Raw genomic sequence first — 22,823 nt, 5'->3', positions numbered from 1 at the left:
GAACTAAAGTTAGAAAAATAACAGCATTATAACAACGCGTTGCTAGATAAATTAATAGCCGCCATCCCCCTGATCCATTGGGCTGTCATCTTCTTTTTTATTTTTAGTTAGATCCTGCATACCAAATCGGTAAGAGAAAGAAACATTAAAAGTACGTCTTGACCAACGGTGATAAAAATCAGTGTAACGCGTTGGTAAATTCGTCTCACCACCGAATCTGCGCGAATTGAACACATCACGTACATTAAACATCACGGTACCCTTGCCTTTCAATACATCCTGACGAAGAGCCAGATCCACACCATTCATAGATCGCATACTGCCCTGCAACGTCTTCATCGGCGCACGATAATTGGTACGTATTTGCACCGAAGAGGAAGGTGTAACTTTTAGGTTACTCGTCAGGTTACCATCCCATGCGATATTCTCTACTTTATTAATATTGTAACGGGTATTTGGATTTACACGCTGATAATATACATTGGCATTTGCCGTTACGTCCCACCATTTAAAGATATTAACCTTTGAAATCAACTCCAAACCTGCATTATTACGAGATCCTACATTTTCCCATCGCATAAATGTAGCATTCTCTTTGCCCTCCAAATATGCTGCAGCAATAGGATCGCTCACATCAAATTGTAGCGGTTGCACCATATCATTCACTCGGCGCATGTATGCCGTAGTGATAAAATTCCAATTGCTGAAGAATTTCGCAAAACTCAATTCCATCGAATGTATATCCTCCGGCAGTAAGTTTGGATTACCCTGTCTGATATTCAACGGATCGGAAAGACTTACAAAAGGATTCACCTGCCATCCGCGCGGTCTTTGTACACGTCTGGAATAAGACAACTGTACTTTATCACCTTCGCTATTCACTTCATAAGTAAAATAGGCACTAGGGTAAACTCTAAAATAGCTCAAATTACCTACATCCCTATGTGTATCCGTAGCAATCTTGTCTGGATCTACACTTCTATTCTCGGTATCAAGGTAAGCATCTTCGGCTCTCAAACCCAATTGCATACCTATCCGCTTGCCCAGCATCCTTTGGTAATTTGCATATAGGGCATGAACACCACTTTTCATATCAAACTCATTGGATACGGCATAGTCAGGCATCCAAGTTTCGTTCTGCGCATTGAATAGGGTGTCAGAATATTGAAAATCATTGGAGTTGCGCAATGTCGTGCGATATCCCGCTTCGAAACGGTGATTTTCGCCTAACGGCAACACATAATCCAATTGCATATTCCAATTGCGTCCCTTCTCACCCGTCTCATTAAATCGCTTGCTGATATAGTCTATGTTCTCTTGAATATAATCATTGGTACCGTCTTCGCGGTCGCTACCATGAGTCACATTCGCTGTAAGCTCTTCGCCTTCTCTTTTGAGCGTACGCTTGAAATCAAAGATAAAATCATAACCGAAGTCATCTTCATGTTGACGGGAAGTACGAGGTGTAACGATCGGAGTCTCCTGACCACGGTATGACTTGTAAAAAAGATCTTCACCGCGATTATTGTCCCGAATACTGACATTAGCACCTAGACTCAACGTCGTTTTATCATTCGCATAATAGTCCATTCCTAACCGCAAAGAATTATTCAAACCCTTGCGGAAAGATTCATTGGTAGTTTCGGTCACTAGGCTATTGGCATCTTGCTGTCCATTGATAAGGCCTATTGTCCGGGTATTACCATCTCCTATATTGCGTCCGTATCTGAAATTATAACTACCGAAATAGTTAAACTTGTTGTCACGATAATTTAAAGCCAGACCCGCATTATAGTTGTCGTAGTTGCCAACCGAAGCATTGATATTGCCATTCAGGCCGGTACGTATATTTTTCTTTAATATGATATTGATAATACCGGATTGACCTTCCGCATCATATTTGGCAGAGGGGTTTGTTATTATCTCCACTTTGGCCACTGCATCTGCCGGTAAGGACTGCAATAGTTTATTGACATCCGAACCTGCCATAGCAGACTCTTTGCCATCGATAAGAATTTTTACACTTGAAGAACCACGAAGGCTGACCGCTCCATCTGCGTCCACTTGCAATGTAGGTACATTGCCCAGAAGATCTTGAGCTGTGCCCCCAACAGACACTAAACTCTGCGAGACGTCAAACACTTTCTTGTCTATACCCAATTGCAAATCCGATACTCTACCCTGCACGACTACTTCTTCCAGCTGTTCGCCGGCTTCTGTCATCTCAATGGTACCAAGATCTAATGTTTGATTGGAGGTAATTTGAATATTATCCGAATACTTATCCAGCATCCCAACATATGTAATCAATAAACTGTAGGAGCCAGCGGGAATGGATTCAATAAGTGCCACACCAGTATTATCCGTCTGCCGACCTTTGATAGGCGCTTTGGATGTAGGAGTAACTACTGTTACGGAAGCACCGAGGATAGGGTCTTTGGAAGATTCATTAACAATACGAACTTTCAAATTTCCTTGTTGTCCGAAAGAATAAAATGGTAGTAGCAGCAATAATAGGTAGATTCGTGTCAAGTACATAATAGCTTAATTGAATATAAGCTACAAAAATGTACATTATTCAATCAACATCGAACATCGTAACTGCATTATTACCAAATAGTAACTATTCGACGGAGACTGTAAGACCTTCGGATTTTAGTATTTTACGATAAATTTCCATTTCGGTATAGGAACCCTCTAGAACCGCACATTTACCTTCATTATGTACCGTCCAAGCAATCTTCTCGGCTTCATTTTCGGTATATTGGAGGTGATGCGTGAGGCAATATATTACGTGGTCAAAAGTATTGATGTCATCATTCCAAAGAATAAGACGGTTACTATCTTTGACAGCTGCTAAAATCTCTTCTAACGTATAGGTTTCTTGTTCGGTCTCAACACTCATAGTACAAAAATAGCTTATTTTTCAAAAATAATGTATTTTTAGATTATCTTATTGCGATAACCTATTGTATTAAAATAAATTTATTATGTATCAATCAAAAATAGCAGGTTTAGGATATTATGTGCCCAAAAATATATATACCAACAATGATTTAACACGTTTCATGGACACCAGCGATGAGTGGATCCAAGAACGTACGGGCATCAAAGAAAGAAGGTATGCGGATCGCATCGGCGAAACGACGACGACAATGGCGGTAGAGGCGTCCAAAATCGCCATTGAGCGCGCAGGCATCACGGCTCAAGATATCGACTTTATTGTGTTTGCGACATTATCTCCCGATTATTATTTTCCTGGGTGTGCTGTGTTGCTACAACGTGAAATGGGTATGGGTGAAATTGGCGCCTTAGATATACGAAATCAGTGTTCTGGATTTATATATGCGCTCTCCATTGCCGATCAGTTTGTCAAAACCGGCATGTACAAAAATATTCTCGTCGTAGGATCCGAAAAGCATTCTTTTGCGTTGGATTTTTCGACAAGAGGTCGGGCGGTATCCGTCATCTTTGGCGATGGCGCAGGCGCTGTGGTAGTACAACCCACGACAGAACCAAACAAAGGTATTTTGAGTACCCACCTTCATTCGGACGGTGCAGATGCCGAAAAACTGGCGATGTATTATCCGGGTGCTTCAAGCGGCATTTGGCTGGACGAACAACCTGAGTGGCCTGAACAAGAGTTGGGCGGTCTGCTTATGACACCAAAAATGCTGGAAGATGGCACGGCATTCCCTGTCATGGATGGACAAGCGGTATTCAAAAAAGCAGTGGCTAAATTTCCGGAGGTGATCGGTGAAGCATTAACTAAAAATGGCTTAACACCTGCCGATATTGATTTGTTAGTACCGCATCAAGCCAACCTGCGCATCTCTCAATTCGTTCAGAAAACACTTAGACTACCGGATGATAAAGTATTTAACAATATTCAAAAATATGGTAATACCACGGCAGCTTCTGTTCCTATAGCCTTATGCGAAGCTTGGGAAGCCGGCAAAATCAAAGAGGGTGACATTGTTTGTCTAGCGGCATTTGGCGCTGGTTTCACTTGGGGCTCAGCTTTGATTAGATGGTAGTAATCCGAAAGACCGACTAAAAAAATGGTCATTCGGATTATGGAAGATAAAAAAAAGAGGAATAGCTATTTCGATGTAGCTTATTCCTCTTTTCTGCTTACTCCTGTTATAGATTTATGTATAGTGGTAGTTTGTTTGCAAAAGTTCGGACAAACCTTCTCGTTTGAATAAGAGCTCTCCAATTTTGAGATTGGTCCATCCTTCTCTCAACTTGTAGGTAAATTGTGGAATATTATCCTCCACTCTACAGTCCAAGTGAAAAGCTGAAATTCCCTCAGCATGGTCAAAAGAATCCTTGAGCGCATAAAGATGTGTAGAAATGAGAAAAAATGAACCTTCATGCTGCCTTAAACCTTCTAGTGTCCATTTGCTGATCTGCAGCGCATCCTCATAGTTCGTTCCTTTGTAGAGTTCGTCAAATATGGCAAAACATCTCCTTCCCTCCTTCATTTTTTGCAGGACCTCTTTCATATTCACAATCTCTTGCATAAAATGGCTTAATCCATTTTTTATATTATCACTGTGATTGATGTGTACCGTGATATACTCGAAAAACGGTAGTGAAGAATACCCGGCAGGCACAGCCATGCCCAGGTGAGCCAGATAGACTATTATCCCAAAAGATTTGAGAAATGTCGATTTGCCCGACATATTAGCACCGGTCAACAACAGCATTCCCGACTGTATGTTTATGTCATTTTTGACTGGATTGGACAGCAAAGGGTGATAAGCGCCCTGAATCTCAAAACCCTTGGTACCAAAATGCGGGAATACAAAATTCATTTTTTTTATCCCTGCTGCGACGGCGATATAGGCTTCCAATCTGTTTAATAAGCTGTAGAAACGCGCGGTATCGCCTCTTTTTCTTTTTTCCAAAACCAGCTTATTCATAAATTGAATGGCAGCATGATTTAGCGTGCCTTTTGCCAGCTGCTTTTTGTATTTGCGAAATTGGAACGCACCTATATAGTTAAATATAAATCGTAAATCCTGCTGATACGTTACTGGAAATTTCTTGATAGTAATACATGCGTGTAGAATCTTTTCAATCTCCGTGAAATAATAAGCCAACTGTATATAATGGCCTATAAGACGATTATTGTTTCGGCGTTGGAATAATGAGGTCAAATAATCAGTTTCCTTGAAATACTGATTGTCTAAGAGATTTAGAAAATAAAAGACTTCAGAATAATCTGTCTTTTGGTAGGAATACACACTGCACAATCCAGAATTAATAATTTCCTGCAGGATATGCTGACGCTCAACAATTGCTTCTACGGAATCCAAAGGTGTACTAAGGATTTGCTGCAGATGTGTTTGGGCATCTGCATTCAATGTAGTGTCAAATAAAGCCAAGAAATCCTTTAGGAGTTGTAAATCGTCAACTTTACTCATATTATAGGTTTATCCTTAAATATAACTAACTCACTGAGGACGAATTCATGCTTTAACTAATTTTAACTTTCTCTTCGATGTAATTAATACGCTGCAAATTAGGCAGTAATGCCGCAACAATACCGATAAGAGGCAAATAAGAACAAATATGGTAGATATATGCTATGGAGGTTTTATCTGCTAGACACCCCAATATTGCGGATCCCATACCCGCCATTCCAAAAGCAAAACCATAAAATAAGCCCGAAACCATGCCCAATTTTTTGGGTAACAATTCCTGCGCATAGACTATGATTGCTGGAAATGCCGACGATAGAATAATTCCTATGATCACGATAAATACAGCCGTCATCGTTAACCCTACATAGGGCAAAGCAAGCGTAAAAGGTGCAGCACCTAGTACAGAAAACCAAATCACATATTTCCGCCCAAAGCGGTCACCAAAGAATCCGCCTAACATGGTGCCCACAGCAATGGCTATAAGAAAATAAAACAGATACACCTGCGATTGAACAACGGAAATGGAGAACTTCTCTATCGTGTAGAATTGCAGAAAATTCGTGATACTGGCCACGTAGAAATATTTGGATAAAATGAGCAGCAGCAGAATCACGACGGTGGTCGTTATTTTGCGTGGAGGCAAATCCGGTAGGTAAACAATTTTTTTCTTCGTCGTCGACTGATTTTTTAGACGCTTCTTGTACCACGCACCGATATAATAAGCTACAAATTGACCGATAATCGGAACCACCAATAGCAACATGAGAGACCATTGTCCTCTCGGCAACACAATATAGGCTACGGCGATAGGCGCTAAGGCCATCCCGGCATTTCCCCCGATTTGAAAAATCGACTGTGCAAGGCTCCGCTGACCCGAAGATGCCATATATGCTATTCGCGAGGATTCGGGGTGAAAGACAGAAGATGCTATTCCCACCAAAAACACTGAAAAAAGCAAAAACATATAGCTATGCGCATTTGCAAACAACAGTAAGCCTAGAATAAGTATACCCATAGAAAGCATTTGCGAAAAAGGATGAGAACGCTTGTCCGTATACGCGCCCACCATCGGCTGAAAAATAGAAGCCGACATCTGGTAGACGAACGTAATAAGTCCGATTTGTCCATAATCGAGATTGTGCTCTTCTTTCAATAAGGGATATACTGCTGGTAGCACACCTTGAATTAAATCATTAAGCAAGTGGGCGAAACTTACCGCTACTAAAATGGAATATATGGGTCTCGACGTCTGTGTTTGCAGCATAAATTATTCTTCGTAAAAAAGGCTTTCTATAAAAGAAAGCCAATATCGTTATAAAACTCGGACCAACAAACCCTTTAAGTATTCTCCTTCAGGGAAGGATGCCCTCACCGGGTGGTCTTCGGGTTGTGAAAATTGACGAATAAACTGAATTTCTTTTCCCGCGTCTAATGCTGCCCAAGCGATCACTTGCTTGAAGGTGTCAATATTCATAGCCCCCGAACAAGAGAATGTAGCCAACAAGCCCCCAGACTCTAACAACATTAGGCCTCTACGGTTCAAATCTTTGTAAGCACGTGAAGCTTTATCCAAGGCCGAGCGTGACGGCGCATATTTAGGAGGATCCAGTACGATTACATCAAATTTCTCTACTTGTTCGCCCAAGGTACGCAAGTATTTGTTGACATCGGATTGTACAGCTCTATGTTTTGAAGCGTCAAAACCATTATGTACGATATTACTTTTTAAGGTTTCGATAGCCAAAGCAGAACTATCCACCGACACCACCTCTGCAGCCTCACCACGAAATGCATTCAACGTAAATCCTCCGGAATAGCAGAAGCAGTCCAGTACTCTTTTATCCTTTACATATTGGGCAGTAAGGAAGCGATTTTCACGTTGATCGCAATAGAATCCTGACTTTTGGCCGTCAATAATATTCACTTTGTAATGAATACCATTTTCAACGATATCAACAAATTCGGGCGGCGTCTCTCCCCACAACAAACCGTTTGTATCTGGTAATCCTTCATGTTCGCGCGATTTTAAATCACTGCGCTCGTATATTCCCTGCGGGGAAAGTAATTTCACGAGTTCGTCAACGATGATGGATTTGACATTTTCAATACCTGCAGCATGAACTTGGATAGATATAAAATCAGCATATTTGTCCGCAATCAGTCCTGGTAAAAAGTCCGCTTCCGCGAAAATCAGACGTACAGAATCATTATTGGCATGAAGCAAATGAGCACGATTTTGAACCGCTTTCTGCACACGCAGCCTCCACCAGTTTTCATCTATAGTATGTGTTGGATTCCACTCCAGCAAACGCACAGCTACGCGCGAAGTATTATTGTATATCCCATAGGCAATAAACTCATCATCACTATTGTACACCGAAACTACATCACCATTTTTGATGGTACCTATTTTTTTATTTATAGCGCCAGAAAACACCCAAGGATGCAATTGCCAAGCCGCTTTATCTTTGCCTTTATTAAGGATTATTTTACTCATCTCTGCAAAAGTACAGAATGTAAAAAAAAATCATGCAATTATTTTTTGCCTAATCGGATAGGAGGAACGGGATTAATTCCCGTTCCGACCTTCCACAGCACCGTACGTACCGATCGGTATACGGCGCTTCCTTAAGTTTTAACACAAACTCGCTTGTATTCTGCCAGTAAAGATGGGTATCCCAGATGTTTAAGATAATCGTTGGAGAGAGTGGTTGACAGTATCCAGCTTTTTGCTGTGTGCCAATAACTTTTCCGTGTATGTGCCCATTCATGCGCCTTGTACTTACTTACCCCTAGTTGCGTCAGCTTAGTGACTTTAGTCTTGCTATGTTTCCATTGTTTCCATTGGACCATACGTAGCCCACGGCGATACCATGTATCCATTTTTCGCAGACTCGACTCCATGTCCGCTAGTTTAAAGTAATGCATCCAGCCAGTGAGATATTCCCTCAAGTAGAGAATTCGCTGTTCCTCGCTCCAACCCCGACTGCGACCCGTTAGTCCTTTAATCCTAGCTTTCATCTTCCCTAGACTTTTAGGGTGAATACGTAAGCGCGACTCCCCTCGGTAATTGTAGAAACTGTAGCCTAGAAATTTAATCTTGGATACATGACCAACGACGCTTTTCTCTTTATTGACTTTAAGCATCAGCAAGTCTGTGAGATCTCCCCGGGTAAGAACGATAACTTTCCTCTCATGTGTCTGCTACATTTACCTTGATGCTTCTGTACAGTATAGGACTTTAGTTTGTGTTGCAACCTCATCCAGCATCGTAGGCCTTATATGTAGTTTCTGTCCGTCAGACCGAGAGTTTGCCTGAGGCTTCCTTCAGATTCCACCTCACGGTGGACACCCTTGCCCTCGGCTAACACTTCCAACTGTAATGGCGTGTTCGGGACTTGCACCCTAGAGTTATCGCCCATGCCGGGCGAACAACAACAAAAGGTATGCACATATAGGCATACCTTTTGAATTTCTGAAAACGTTTCGGCTTAATGCTTTATAAACATTCCTCGAGGATTGCTGAGTCCAGATCGTACGGTTTCTACTTCGGTACCATCCAAATTAGCGCGTTTGACGTTGCCCAAATTTGTTTCTGACCAATAAATTTTATTCTCATCGTAATCAATAGCCATACCCGATCCTCCTCTATTTCCTGAGAATGAAGCTATTTTCACGGGATTGGTACCGTCTAGGTTAGCACTCATCAATCCTGCATTATTACGGTCGTCATAGTATATTTTGCTATTCACATCATCTACAAACATACCGTATCCATACGCACCTTCTATGAGCTGTTCGACGCCTGTACCGTCACTTTTAGCGACATACATGTATTCCTCGTTCACTTCATAGAAGAATATTTGATTCGTCTTCTTGCTGAAGCCAATCGCACGCATTGCTCCTCCTGCTATAGTTATGAATTGCTTCTCAAATCCTGTTCCGTCCAGATTAGCACGCGAGACATTATTTCCATCGGCAATATACATCTTACCTTCAGCGTGATTGAGCGCTACGCCATACGGCGATCCTAAGCCCGATAGCAAAACTTCCATATTGGAACCATCGAGATTCATCCGGATGATCTTACCATTGTTGGATGATTCGAAATCACAGTAGTATATCTTTTCGTTTACCTCATCGTAAGTCATGCCATGCCCTTCTTTACCTGCCATGCTTACCACCGTTTCCAACTCCGAACCAGGGATCAACGATAATTTGCGGATCAATTCTGCGCTGTATTCAATAAAATACAATTCATTATCTGTTTCTATGACAGCATTCGGGTCTACAACAGTGATATCCTGTGCATAGTTTCCTGTACCTCCTGCTCCAACTGCTTTCAATTTTATCGTATATAATCCGGGGCTGCTGTATACTTTCTTAGGATTCTGTTCGGTAGATGTAGTACCATCACCAAAATCCCATATGTACGAAGTAGCATCTTCAGAAAGATTGTTGAAGACAATCTCTTCATTGATGTTCAATTCAGCATTGCTTATGGTAAAAAAGCTTTTGACTGCTCGTGGCAAATCATCAAAATTATATTTATCCGATGAGCAGGACCCTATCCATATCAATCCAATAATACAGCTAGCGACCATTAATAATCTTTTCATAAATCTAAGTTTCTTTAAATTAGTTTATTTCAATTTGAATCTTTGTCCATGTGTATACAGGGAAAGGTTCGCTTTTTCAAATGACACCTTCCCGGACGCTGTGACTTTAGTATTTTTGGGCTGCGCAATGTGGACCACTTGGCTTACACCACTGATCCGCGCATTTTTACCTTGCACTACCAAAGCTGTCCCCTCATCTATGCCTATTACGGCACGTTGCGGATAATCGCTCAATACACTCATTAATCGATTGTAGCGACTACGCATGATGAAATGCTGATCTATTATTACATTTTGCAATAATCCTAACCCGGACGCCACTTCGACATAGTCAGCCTTTACCTCTTTGAAGCTGTCAGCTTTTCCATCTGGCTTTTGCCCTCCCGTAATCATAACGGCAGACATCACTGCAGCACCTGCACTCGTGCCGGAGACAGTAGCACCATTGTGATAAGCGGATTGTATAGCATCGAATAATTTCGTCTGACGCACTATGGCCATAAATTTGTTTTGATCACCTCCCGTAATGTAAATAAGACGTGCATTTTTGACAGAATCAATCCATTGCGAACGATTATTGGCTTCTTCCTTGCTAAAATTAAAACTTACGGCTTTGTGCTTCGTATGCCTAGATAATTGCTCGCTGATGTACGCTACCGATTCTTCGGGCACGCTCGTGGCCATGGGAAGAATTACGATATAATCTTGTTCTTTCAGGTCAGCCGTCTTCACCAAATCTTCGATCAAGGCTTCAGAACGCTCCCCGCCCCCAATTATAAATAGCTTACCTTGCTGCGCGAAGACCTGCCCTATCGACATACATAGCGCGAGTATCAAAGTATATAGTTGATTTCTTTGCATCATAAGCTTATTTGTAAATATAAACGGATATATTGCCATGTTCGTCCACCGTACCTCGGTACATGCCCGAAGTATTGAATTCCATAGCGACTTTACCATTTTTGTCTAGACTAATCATACCACCATCACCACCCATCTTACCAATCTCCTCAATAACCTGCTGTGTAGCTGCCTGTACATCCATACCCTTCAACTCTATTAAGTTTGAAACACGGTGTGCTGCCACTTCTCGGATGTAAAACTCACCCCAGCCGGTGCTCGAAATTCCAGCAGTAGCATTATTACAGTAAGTGCCTGCGCCGATAATTGGCGAATCACCTACCCTTCCAAAACGTTTGTTGGTCATACCCCCAGTAGATGTTCCGGCAGCGAGATTTCCATTTTTATCGAGTGCCACAGCGCCCACGGTACCGAATTTTTTATCTTCACGTGACACACCCGAAATTAAACTCTCGCGGGGATTAAAATTATAGGCTGCACGTCCCAATTCCTCTTCTTTAATCGTACGCTGCAACTGATTCCAGCGTTCTTCGGTATAAAAATAAGAAGGAGATACCGTGTCACAACCTTGGGACAGCGCGAATAATTCAGCGCCCTTACCCACCATCATGACATGTTCGGATTTTTCCATCACCGCACGTGCGGCGTTAATAGGATTTTTTAGGGTTGTCACCCCTGCAACTGCTCCTGCCTTCAATGTCGCTCCGTCCATGATCGAAGCGTCCAACTCATTTTTACCTTCATTTGTAAATACAGCACCTTTACCTGCATTGAACAAAGGAGAATCTTCCAGCACATTCACCGCAGCCTGCACCGCATCTAATGCTGCTTTTCCAGATTTGATTTCATTATACCCATTTTCGAGTGCGCGTGTTAAGGCTTCCCGGTATAATCTTTCCTTCTCTGGAGTCATATGTTTTTTTTCTATCGTCCCTGCTCCACCATGGATGACAAGAACGATTTTAGCTTCATCCTGCTGCTTGGGTTCGCGATTGCAGCCCCACATAGGTTGAATCATCAACCCCGCCACTATATATTTAAAAATATTTTTCATTCGATAACTGTTTTAATTTAACGTACAATCTGCCAGCTTCCGGCCACAATAGCCCACCAATAACTATCTACTCCACTAGAATTCTGTGGAGAAAAATTGGTTAGATTAAACTTATTTTTTTCTAACGTCGGTGACAATGCATAGACAGTCAAAGCCTTGCCTGCGTGATTCCAGGTCAAGGGAGTTCCTGTATTGATAATTTCGGGTTGCTTGGTATTGTCGGATTTAACAAAATACGCATTTTTCGCTCCGACCACTTCTGCATTACCGGTCTCATCGACGCACACCGCTGTACGTTCATCTACCGCTATCCCATAAGCTGTTTTACCCCAATCTTTCATCAGCCTAGCCATGAAAACCGACAAACGACCTTGTCGATTGCGCTCACTGAAATGCTGATCTGTGAAGATATTGGACATAAAAGGTGCTTTGAGAAAATCCTCACGGCCTATCACAACCTTCGTATGATACGGATTGGTCAATGCTTCATCCGAATCTAGCCCTCCGCGCTCCGCTCCGAAATAATAGTTACCCAGAATAGCCGCGCCAGCACTGGTACCTCCAACAGGGACTTTTTTCTCCGTCAAAAGGTAGTTGATCGCTTGCATCGTCTTGGTGTCTTTCCAATATCCTACGTAATCCGCTTGATCGCCGCCCGCAATAAACAACATTTCGGCATTCCGGATAATACGTGCCACACGCTCATCATCCGCCAATTTGCGGGAGTCGATTTTTAACGTTTCCACGGAGTTTACTTTTCCCAACTTATTTACATAGGCATTGTACGCATCTGTCCCCGAAGCACGGATGATGACCACATCACCACCTCCGCTTCTATTGATCATCCACTGAAAAGCAGCATCTACATCCGTACCACCACCCATTATCACAAGCCCCGCCTTAGTGGCGGGCTTCACATCTGTCGTGTCGCCTAATATACCGATTGATGACGGCCTAGTAGCTGTATTAACAGGTTTGGGTGCGCTTGGGTCAAATGGGTTTTTGCTGTTGTCTTTGCTACAACTTATTATCAATAGTGCCCCTATAAGCCAAAATAATCTCATACTCATCGGGTTTAGTCGTTACCATATTTAGGATTCTGTGTCATATTCTTGTTGACCGCCATCTCGTCTGCTGGAATTGGGAAGCAATATTGTGCTACGGTAGGTTCTAATTTTACCGCACCCGAAGTATTTGCCGCGTCTTGACTTAATCTTTCCACCGCTACTTTGCGACGTTTGAGGTCATAAAACCGATGGCCTTCAAAAGCCAACTCTTTGAATCGCTCATTGTAAATATTCTCCAACAAAACTTGCTTCGAGGCAAAAGGTTGAGCTGCATAGTTATGGATACGTGCGCTACGCAACGCATTCAAATCACTAGCGGCATTGGTTAATCCCGTAGCACCATTCGACTCTGCTTCCGCTTCGGCTCTAATCAGATACATTTCGCCCGTCCGGAACAGCTTGACTGAAGTCAGCCCTGGATAGCTGCTATTACCACCTACATATTTTTTCACCAGATATTGAGATTTGATGCTTGGCGGCGGCCCTACTCGCGAAGGATCGTCTTTTATATAAGCGGTATAACGTATATCGTCCGCTTTATTAAACAGATTTATCATTTTGGAGGATGGTGCATACAAAACTATTCCTCCGGCTTCACGGTAGAACGCTGCGCCTAATCGCGAATCGCCGATCACACGGGCTAATTTCCACACTACTTCCGAATCACTATTGTCTACCCATATTTTTGGGAAATCATTTTTTGGAGCTAAAGGCTCAGCCTGAATGACCTCCGTTGCATATTTGATGGCATCATTCCAATTTTTAGCATACAAGGCGACGCGTGCTTGGATTCCTGCGATAGCGGCTTTAGTGATGCGGATATTCTCGGTGAAATTGTTAGGCATCAGTTCTTTAGCGGCTAATAAGTCTGCGTTAATATCCGCGTAGTTCGACTCCACGGTAGGACGAGCAGGATAGCTTAAAGCTCTCTCCTTCATATACGGCACGCCCATTCCGTCACCGTCGTATGAAGAAGCGTAGCCACGTAATAATTCGAAATGGCTATACGCCCTCAATGCTAAGAGTTCGGCTTGATACTGATTTTTTAAGGTTTTGCTATCGCCACTGACCTGTATATTCGGAAGTGCTTCCAATACGTGATTTACACGATCAATCACGACATAGTATTCATTCCACGCCGATGTAACCGAGCCGTAGCTTGAGTTGTACATCCATCGGTGCAAAGCAGTATTAGACACCGTGTTTTCTGTAGGTAAAAGTACTTCGTCCGATACGATGGCCGCAGCCTCTATCAGGGAGGTGGACAATGGCGCATACGCACCTAGCACACCCATATTGACATCTTCTAAATTTCGGAAAGCCTTGCTGGGATCGATAGAATCCGTAGGCGCAAGGTTCAACTTATTACAGGACTGTAATACCAGCCCTACAATAGAAAATGCAATTAATATATTCTTATTGACACTAATCATACGTTCAATTCATTAAAGTTGAGCAATTCATGCTGTTAAAAATTAACATTAATTCCAGCCGTATATTTTCGAGCATTCGGATATTCGAAGCGACCATACTGGCGGTTATTTTCAGGATCTAAACCTCTCCATGTGGTCCACGTAATGAGATTCTCACCCTGCGCAAACACAGATACGGATTTCAAAAATTTCTGGTTAAGCAAGTGTACCGGAACTTTATAAGCTAACTTAACATTCCTCAACCGCATAAATGCCGCATCTTGAATATCTTTGGAAGTAAAATTCCGCGGAATATCTATCCGTTGCAGATCCACTATATCACCTGGTTTCTTCCATCTGTCGTACAACATACGTTTACTTTGATTACTCGTCATATACGCTTGATTTTCATTGTAAAAATCAATATTGTTCCAGCGCTGCACGTCAGAAACAAAAGAAAGCAATCCGCTTAATGTCAACTCTTTCCAACTCAAGGAAGTTGAAATACCTCCAGTCAGCTTTGGATAGAGGCTGGCATCTAATGGCACGGCTTGATCCTCTTCATTGTATACATTCACGATGGTTCCATCAGCATTATAATATTGTGCTTCTCCATTTTCTGGATTTACACCCGCCCATCTTGGCGCAAAATAAGTTCCATACGGTAATCCAACCTTGATGATACGCGTATCGCCATCCGGCAATTCGTCTGTAATGTCTGTAACGCGCAATATCGTATTGCTATTATATCCGCCGTTGATACTCACGTTCCAAGTTAACTGGTCATTTTTGATAATATCTGCACTGACCTTTAGTTCAATACCTCTGTTACGCATCTTACCTGTACTTAGCAATGCCGACGAAGCTCCGGAAGTAGCAGACAATGGTTGGTCGATAAACATATTTTTGGTAATACGATTGTACCAATCAAACTCGATGTTAATTCTGCGGCTTGGCAATAGGGACAAATCAAATCCCGTATTGAATTCATCCACATATTCCCAATCAAAATCCGGATTACCAATATTATTTGGACGAATACCTTGCTGACCACCATAACTCGTGTTCACACCATAGGTCGGCAAATAGGCAAAACTGCTTCCAAAAGGACTCGCCGTCTGTCCAAAACTAGCGCGGATGCGTAAGTCTGCGATAAGATCCGATGCTTGCAAAAATTCTTCTTGCTTCACATCCCACATAGCTCCCAAAGAATAGAATCCATGCCAACGGTTCTTGTCAGGCACCGATGATAAGGATGCACCATCATAGCGGTAACTGCTTGTAAAAGTATATTTATCCGCATACGTATAACGCGCTGCACCGATGTACGACATCATCGCACTAGCCGACCGACTTCCACTTAGCGAAGGAAGAAATGTTTCGCTCACCGTGATTCCAGCAGGAGTTTCCGGCAATCGATCATCTAAGCCGTAGCCGCGGTAGCTAAATGCGCGGTAATTGTCAAATAAATACTCGAAAAAACCAGAAATCTCAAATTCATGTGCATCAAGCTTTTTCTTGTATGTAATTCCTGTGGTAGACACGAAATTCACATTACGTCTATATCCTTCGCCAAAAGATCCTTTCTGTCCGGATTGGCGACTGCCAATATAGGATAATGGATTGATAAATACCTGATCGGCAGAGTGACGAAAATCAACACCAGCACGCGTGCTCACACTCCATTCAGGCGATATCTCATAACCCATATTAAAGCCCACAATGGTTTTTACCTGTTCAGTTTTGTCAGATGTTCCGAAAAGCACGTCCAAACCTCTACTTCCTTCCCGCGTATCCAGAAATGATACATCCTCGTTGGTAGCATGAAAAGCCCCATCCGGCGTATATGGATATTCATAAGGCAGTCCATAATAGACAGAAGCCATCGGGGTACCTACGCTAGTACCTCCCTCATTATAGGTAAATCTAGAGTTCGAATAACCTAAATTCAGGTTTACCCCGGCGGTGAATTTTCCATATTTTATGTTCGTATTGCTACGAAGTGTATAGCGCTCCATCCCAGTCTCCCGCACGATACCGTCTTCTTTCCAATAACTTAATGCATTGTACGTTTGTACATTTTCATTTCCTCCGCTCAGGTTTACCTGCTGTTCCATGAAGTTAGCATTCTGGAAAAATAGATCTCTCCAATCGGTATTGATACTACGAAGACTGTCTAATAGTTGATTTGCATTTTGCTGCCATGCAGCATCCTGTGTATTATAGAACGGATTACGGGAGGAATAACGCCAGCCCGGACCGATGTCTTTACCTGTTTCTAACCCAATTTCCTCCTCAAAACGCAAGCGTTCTCGGCCATCCATCATTTCAAAATTCGGTCTTGTCAGCGTTGAAGTACCATATTGCGATGAATAATTGACAGCCAATCGACCTTGCTTCCCTTTTTTTGTCGTAATCAATATGACCCCGTTCGAACCTCTCGAACCATATAAGGCTTTAGCTGAAGCATCTTTCAGCACATTCACGGATTCTATATCTTGAGGATTTATCGTCTGAAAATAGCCCCCTTCAATGGGTATACCATCCATAACGTATAAAGGAGTATTGGAACCACTAATTGAGCCAATACCACGGATGACTACAGCAGCGCTTTGCCCAGGCTGACCGGAGCTAGAAATCACACTCATTCCCGGAACCTTCCCTTGGAGAATCTGATCCAACGAACTCATAGGCACCTGATTGATATCTTCAGCACGCACTATAGAGGACGAACTCGGACTTTTGCCTTTTGAATAATTGGTATAGCCTGTTATGGTCACCTCTTCTATCGCCGTATTTAAGTCATCGAGCGTAATGGTCACGTTGCGATCTCCGCCGAGTGTAATAATTTTTGATTGATAGGCCAAATGTTTAACCTCAATTTCATCACCGACATTGGCTTCTATTGTAAACTGTCCATTGGATGAGGTTAATGTTTTGGTGCTTTTACCTTTGATGGCAATAGATACACCAGGTATGGGATTTCCGGCTGCGTCAACTACTCTTCCCGAAAAAGAACTTTGTGCCTGCTGCACGAAAACGGTTCGACTAGTGGATGACGAAACATTCAAACTGTTGGTCTTCGCGAATACCGAAAAAGAAGGAGACAGCAGAAGTCCACACAGCATAATACCTATCGGTATCTCGCCTTTATAGGGCACACATCCTCCATATCTTTTGATAAATTGGTTAATTTTCATATAAGCTTTATTGGTAGTATTATCAACCTCTAATATAAAGTTTTATTAATTAGAAGTTTAAAAAAATAACAGTAAAAGGATTTTCTGTGGCTACAGAAAATCCTTTTATCACTTTCCTATTTATTTTTCAACAAATAGTCTTTAAAATCATCATAGTTAACGGCTAGTGATTCCGCCAATTTTGGCTTGTCTGCCAACAGTTCAGCTCCTTCAGGATATTGCACTGCGGAGAAAATATCCGCATCTATGCCTTCGGGAAATTTACATGGATGTGCCGTTGACAAAAATATGGAGGCATACTCACCAGGGTTAGTATCTTGGTAAGATTTAGCCGCTAAATAAGCAATAGCTGTATGCGGACAAGCCACATAATTATATTGTTCAAAAATATCCCGCATTGCCACAAGTGTCTCTTGATCATCGTAGGTGTAGGAAGTAATGGTCTGACGCAACTTCTCCAGATCGTAATCAAATAAATCTTGAATGCGCACCCAATTGCTTGGATTACCTACATCCATAGCATTTGCTAATGTTTGTACGGAGGGCTTCGGATCGTAGGATCCGGAAGTCAGGAAGCGAGGAACGGTATCATTCACATTGGTACCCGCGACAAAATGCTTCACTGGCAAGCCCATCTTATACGCTAACAGTCCAGCACCAATATTTCCAAAATTGCCACTTGGCACGCTGAATAGCACCTCATTGACGCCTTGTGACTTCAATTGTGCATATGCCCAGAAATAATAAAATGTCTGCGGAATCAGACGCGCAATATTGATGGAATTGGCGGAAGTTAATCGAAGTTCTTGATTCAACGCTGTGTCATTAAAAGCTTGTTTGACCAATGCTTGACAGTCATCAAAAGTCCCGTCTACTTCCAAAGCACGAATATTCTGACCGTTTGTTGTCAATTGCTCCTCTTGCACTTTGGATACTTTGCCTTTAGGGTACAGAATCGTAACACGTGTGCCTTCTACGCCTAAAAATCCTAACGCCACAGCTCCACCTGTATCTCCTGAGGTAGCCACTAATACGTCCAATAGTTTGTCATCTTCTTGTGAGAAATACCCCATCACACGACTCATGAATCGCGCACCAAAATCCTTGAATGCGTAGGAAGGCCCATGAAACAGTTCCAGAACAGCCGTTTTGGAATCCAAAAATTTGACAGGCGCATCAAAATTTATTGCATCATCTATGATTTTTTTCAAATCTGCTTTTGGAATATCGTCACCTATCAATGCCGTTGCAACAGTCAGCGCGATTTCTTGGAGGGAATATTGCTGGATATTCCGTATGAATAATGGATCCAATGCAGGAATATGCTCGGGCATATATAATCCTTTGTCCTGAGGCAAGGAATTGAATACCGCTTCCTGAAAGGAAACGCTTAAATCTTTATTATTTGTACTATATAATCTCATTGCTTATTAATTCGTAAATGGTAATACCTTAGGGCCTTCAACATTGACGGCAGATACATATTTAAAACTTTCTATTCCCTTTTCAGAAAGATGAGCCTGGATTTTAGCGGTCACCACTTCAGCAGCTTCTGGTCCTTGGGACATGGCTACGACAGAAGGACCTGAACCCGAAATACCAAAACTCAATGCACCATGCGTCAGTGCGATCTCCTTCATCGTATAAAACTCTGGAATAAGAATCGCACGTGAAGGTTCGATAATCACATCTTGCATGCTTCTGCTGATCAATCCATAGTCAGACTGAAATAAACCCGCAACAAGCCCGGCAATATTCCCCCATTGCGTCACCGCATCTTTGAGCAAAATTTTCTCTTTGATCAATTGACGCGCATCACGTGTAGGTACATCTACTTGTGGAAACACAATGCCTGCATACAGGTCTTGCGGCACCGGAATTTTGACAATGTCCAAATCTGAACCTCCTCGCACCAACGTTATTCCTCCCATCAAAGCGGGAGCCACATTATCTGCATGCCCATGTCCACAAGCCAATCTTTCGCCTTCTACACAATAGGGCATCAATTCGTCTTTATGCAAGGGATTACCCAGCAAACTATTGATCGCGTAGAGTCCAGCCACCGTACTTGCGGAACTCGACCCTAAGCCCGAACCGATGGGCATATGTTTGATGAGCTCTATTTCTACACCAATATCCGCTAAAATTCCTAAATCGCTGAGCAACATCTTGACGCAGGCACTGACCGTATTTCGATCCGGATCTAAAGGCAAACGACCGCCATCACCTTCGATAGAGCGAATACGAACACCCTTCTCCTCCGATCGGTACATCTTGACCTCATCACCCGGCTCATTCACCGCAAATCCCAAAATATCGAATCCACATATCATATTAGCAACAGTGGCTGGAGCGAATACGCGAACTTTATCCAGGATACGGTCGAAATCTATTTTCTTGTCTCGTAGTTTATTTTGATAACTGGGCATATGATCCTTTTAAATATTCCATTAATCTATTAAGCTCCCACATTGACTAAATCCGCAAACACACCTCCTGCTGTTACTTCCGCGCCTGCCCCTGGCCCCTTCACGACTAGCGGACGCTCTTTGTAACGCTCCGTCGTAAAGGAAATAATATTATCACTACCTGATAGCGCATAGAACGGGTGCTTCTCATCCACCATTTGCATGGAGATAGAAACCTTACCATCTTCCAACTTACCGATATAGCGGATGACTTTGTTTTCTGCAGCAGCTTTCTCTTTAAGAGTGTTAAAATATTGGTCAGCTTTCAATAGTTCTGTATAAAACTCATCTACAGAGGTGGCACTCAAGCACGATTCCGGAAGTATGGCACCCAAATCGACGTCTGAAGCCTCGATTTCGTGTCCTGCATCACGAGCCAATATAAGCATCTTGCGCATAAAATCTACTCCTCCTAGATCGTCGCGTGGATCGGGCTCGGTATAGCCTAATGCTTGCGCATTTTTGACCACATCATAAAAGGAAGCATCCCCCACAAAATTGTTGAATATATAAGAAATCGTGCCCGATAATATGGCTTCGATTTTTAAAATGCGGTCTCCACTAAGCATCAAATCCCGCAACACCCGAACGATAGGCAGACCTGCGCCCACATTCGTCTCATAAAAGAAGTCGACGCCATGGCTGCGCGCGGTATCGCGCAATAACTTGTAGTTGGCGTATGACCCGCTGTTGGCAATTTTATTACAGGTTACAATAGATATATTGGATTTAAAAATATCTTCATAATATGTGGACGGCAATTTACTCGCTGTATTATCGATGAACACACAGTTTGGCAGATTCATTCCTTTCATTTTATCAATGAAACTTGCTAAATCCGCAATCTGTCCATCCCCATCCAATTTCTTCTGCCAGCTCTGTAAGTCTATACCGTTTTCGTCAAACAGCATTTTACGGGAATTAGCAATGCCGACCACTTGGATTTCAATATCATTATTCTCCAGCAAAAAGTCGTGTTGCTCGGCAAGTTGTCTGAATAGAGTAGAACCGATATTACCTGTACCTAAATTAAAGACATGCAATGTTTTCTTTAATTCAGCGAAGAAAGCATCATGCACCGCATTCAAAGCTTTCGACAGGTCTTCTTTCGAAATGATAACCGAAATATTAAATTCCGAAGAACCCTGCGCTATCGCACGGACATTGATACCATTTCTTCCTAATGCAGCGAATAGACGTCCCGACATACCTGGCGTACGTTTCATATTCTCGCCTACAATGGCCAATACCGAAAGATTTTGTTCTACTTCTGGCATTATCAGTTTGTTGGCTTCCAATTCCAATTCGAATTCCGCGGAAATCAATTTCAGCGCGCGCTCTGCATCACTTGGATTGACTGCGAATGTAATACTGTGCTCAGAAGAGGACTGCGTAATTAATACGACATTGATCTGTTCACGGGCCAATAGCGTAAACAACCTACCTGAAAATCCTGATTTACCAATCATGCCCGATCCCGACAAATTGATAATCGAAATATCCGAGATAGATGATATCCCTTTAATGGGTAGCTGGGTACAGTCTGATTCAAATTGGATGATAGTACCCGGAAATTCTGGATCGAAAGTATTGCGGATAGCAATAGGAATTCGTTTTAAGAATGCCGGAATCATTGTCGGTGGATAAATGACTTTAGCCCCGAAATATGACAATTCCATAGCTTCAGTGTAAGATAAGATAGGCAACGAAAAAGCTTTTTTCACGATACGTGGGTCAGCAGTAAGCATCCCATTGACATCCGTCCAGATCTCTATAACCGAAGCATTGAGCACGGAGCCAAATATCGCCGCTGTATAATCCGAACCTCCACGACCCAATGTGGTGATTCTCCCCGCATCATTAGAACCTATAAATCCAGTGACAAACATCAACTTGTCCGCATGCGAATGTGTCAAAGACATAATCAATTGCGTAGTCAGTGGCTCGTTCAGATGTGCATTTCCAAAATTGGAATCCGTTTTAATATAATGTGAAGCATCGAGATAAATGGATTCGGGAATATACTGCTCCATGATTTTCGACACCATATAATTGGAAAAACGCTCTCCAAAAGATATAATCAAATCCTTACTTTGCAGACTCAGCTCCTTCAAGGCATATACACCCTGCAAGATTTCTTCTAGCTCGTTAAGCATCAATTTCAACTTCGTGAATACAGGATTTTGATACTTTATCGCTATCAACTGCTTCACCACTTCAAAATGCTTATCCTCGAGCAACTGTATATCCTCCGCAAAGGAAGCACGCTCTGCAGCATTTTCGGCCATTTGCGTCAGCAAGTTGGTCACACCAGACATAGCCGACAACACGACCAATGGTTTTTCTCCCTTGTCATACGAAGTTTTTACAACTTCCAATACAGATTTGATACTTTGAACTGTTCCTACAGATGTTCCTCCAAATTTTAGAACTTTCATTGGTTTATTTTATGTTTTAGTTTGTTTTAATTATTCAGGCAAAAAGAAAAGCCTTCCCCGTATTGGAGGAAGGCTTCTTTATATTTACATTCAATTGTACACACAAGTTACTTCCTCCGAGAATTACCCCCCGTAGTAATAATAATTGTTGAAATAATTGAGCTAAATGTTTTCATATTTTTTAATATCTGGTCCTAATATAGAGTATTTTTCATATTAAAATCAAAATTATTTTAAAAAACTAATAAAAATTTAATGTTACTGCGTACTAA

At 42.2% G+C, this 22,823-nt stretch carries 16 protein-coding genes; 1 reads left to right on the top strand and 15 read right to left on the bottom strand.

What is annotated here, in order from left to right; translation table 11 throughout:
- Positions 1-51 precede the first annotated feature (51 nt).
- Positions 52-2,538: an outer membrane beta-barrel family protein gene (locus EDC17_RS05190; protein ID WP_132777087.1), complete on the bottom strand. Its 2,487-nt coding sequence runs from the start codon at positions 2,536-2,538 to the stop codon at positions 52-54.
- 85 nt (positions 2,539-2,623) lie between these two features.
- Positions 2,624-2,905 (bottom strand): ATP-dependent Clp protease adaptor ClpS, encoded by a 282-nt coding sequence (locus EDC17_RS05185; RefSeq protein ID WP_132777086.1) that lies wholly within the window; start codon positions 2,903-2,905, stop codon positions 2,624-2,626.
- Positions 2,906-2,990: 85 nt separating this feature from the next.
- On the opposite strand from EDC17_RS05185, the gene EDC17_RS05180 reads away from it, so the two are divergent.
- Positions 2,991-4,037: a 3-oxoacyl-ACP synthase III family protein gene (locus tag EDC17_RS05180; RefSeq protein ID WP_132777085.1), complete on the top strand. Its 1,047-nt coding sequence runs from the start codon at positions 2,991-2,993 to the stop codon at positions 4,035-4,037.
- A 114-nt stretch (positions 4,038-4,151) separates the two neighbouring features.
- On the opposite strand, the gene EDC17_RS05175 is transcribed toward EDC17_RS05180, so the two are convergent.
- The 13 genes from EDC17_RS05175 to thrA all read right to left on the bottom strand — a co-directional run bounded on the left by EDC17_RS05175 (position 4,152) and on the right by thrA (position 22,551).
- Positions 4,152-5,432 (bottom strand): MutS-related protein, encoded by a 1,281-nt coding sequence (locus EDC17_RS05175; protein WP_132777084.1) that lies wholly within the window; start codon positions 5,430-5,432, stop codon positions 4,152-4,154.
- A 52-nt stretch (positions 5,433-5,484) separates the two neighbouring features.
- Positions 5,485-6,696 (bottom strand): MFS transporter, encoded by a 1,212-nt coding sequence (locus EDC17_RS05170; protein WP_132777083.1) that lies wholly within the window; start codon positions 6,694-6,696, stop codon positions 5,485-5,487.
- A 48-nt stretch (positions 6,697-6,744) separates the two neighbouring features.
- Positions 6,745-7,929 carry a class I SAM-dependent rRNA methyltransferase gene (locus EDC17_RS05165; protein WP_132777082.1) on the bottom strand — a complete coding sequence of 395 codons (1,185 nt, stop codon included), beginning with the start codon at positions 7,927-7,929 and terminating at the stop codon, positions 6,745-6,747.
- 131 nt (positions 7,930-8,060) lie between these two features.
- Complete coding sequence (locus EDC17_RS05160; RefSeq protein ID WP_132777081.1) at positions 8,061-8,579, bottom strand: group II intron maturase-specific domain-containing protein; 519 nt, start codon at positions 8,577-8,579, stop codon at positions 8,061-8,063.
- A 344-nt stretch (positions 8,580-8,923) separates the two neighbouring features.
- Positions 8,924-10,051, bottom strand: a complete 1,128-nt coding sequence (locus EDC17_RS17485; RefSeq protein WP_132777080.1) for a PKD domain-containing protein — start codon at positions 10,049-10,051, stop codon at positions 8,924-8,926.
- 24 nt (positions 10,052-10,075) lie between these two features.
- Positions 10,076-10,915, bottom strand: a complete 840-nt coding sequence (locus tag EDC17_RS05150; protein ID WP_243646051.1) for a cyanophycinase — start codon at positions 10,913-10,915, stop codon at positions 10,076-10,078.
- A 4-nt stretch (positions 10,916-10,919) separates the two neighbouring features.
- A complete protein-coding gene (locus tag EDC17_RS05145) occupies positions 10,920-11,966 on the bottom strand; it encodes an isoaspartyl peptidase/L-asparaginase family protein (RefSeq protein ID WP_132777079.1) in 1,047 nt (348 codons plus the stop codon).
- 17 nt (positions 11,967-11,983) lie between these two features.
- A complete protein-coding gene (locus tag EDC17_RS05140) occupies positions 11,984-13,030 on the bottom strand; it encodes a cyanophycinase (RefSeq protein WP_165894367.1) in 1,047 nt (348 codons plus the stop codon).
- An 11-nt stretch (positions 13,031-13,041) separates the two neighbouring features.
- Positions 13,042-14,466, bottom strand: coding sequence for a RagB/SusD family nutrient uptake outer membrane protein (locus tag EDC17_RS05135; RefSeq protein WP_132777077.1), 1,425 nt, complete (start codon positions 14,464-14,466; stop codon positions 13,042-13,044).
- Between the two features lie 35 nt (positions 14,467-14,501).
- On the bottom strand, positions 14,502-17,645 hold the full coding sequence (locus tag EDC17_RS05130) for a SusC/RagA family TonB-linked outer membrane protein (protein ID WP_132777076.1): 3,144 nt from the start codon (positions 17,643-17,645) through the stop codon (positions 14,502-14,504).
- Positions 17,646-17,761: 116 nt separating this feature from the next.
- Complete coding sequence (gene thrC / locus EDC17_RS05125) at positions 17,762-19,069, bottom strand: threonine synthase (protein ID WP_132777075.1); 1,308 nt, start codon at positions 19,067-19,069, stop codon at positions 17,762-17,764.
- A 6-nt stretch (positions 19,070-19,075) separates the two neighbouring features.
- Positions 19,076-20,074, bottom strand: a complete 999-nt coding sequence (locus EDC17_RS05120; protein WP_132777074.1) for a homoserine kinase — start codon at positions 20,072-20,074, stop codon at positions 19,076-19,078.
- Between the two features lie 29 nt (positions 20,075-20,103).
- Entirely contained in the window at positions 20,104-22,551 is a 2,448-nt protein-coding gene (thrA, locus tag EDC17_RS05115) for a bifunctional aspartate kinase/homoserine dehydrogenase I (protein WP_132777073.1), read from the bottom strand.
- Positions 22,552-22,823 lie beyond the last annotated feature (272 nt).

The sequence above is a fragment of the Sphingobacterium alimentarium genome (genome assembly GCF_004342685.1).
Classification (GTDB): Bacteria; Bacteroidota; Bacteroidia; order Sphingobacteriales; family Sphingobacteriaceae; genus Sphingobacterium; species Sphingobacterium alimentarium.
The sequence above is the reverse complement of the archived record's forward strand: the minus strand, read 5'-3'. Positions and strand labels throughout refer to the sequence as shown.